General features: G+C 58.4%; 1 pseudogene. It reads right to left on the reverse strand.

Going from position 1 to position 243, the window contains the following annotated elements:
- Positions 1–57 precede the first annotated feature (57 nt).
- A pseudogene (locus ASG05_RS16190) lies at positions 58–243 on the reverse strand (IS21 family transposase); the annotation flags it as partial.

A 243-nucleotide genomic window follows, 5' to 3' on the forward strand; every position in this document is an offset into this window, starting at 1 on the left:
GCCATCCCGTGCATCTTTAACTGTCGCAGCATGATGACGATAGCGCCGCTTGCCGGGTTATGACGCATGGCGAACCTCCGTCTTTCTCAAGGTATCGTACCGTTCGACATTGGCCTTGGGCTCATTGGTGAGCGTCAGTGCCTGAGGTGCGTCGAGGGTTGGCGGCGTGAAGGTTTTGCCGTCCACGAGGCGATGCAGCAGGTTCAGCACATGCATCTTGGTCGGAACACCGGACTTCAGCGC

This window comes from Frigoribacterium sp. Leaf186, assembly GCF_001423905.1.
Taxonomy (GTDB): domain Bacteria; phylum Actinomycetota; class Actinomycetes; order Actinomycetales; family Microbacteriaceae; genus Frigoribacterium.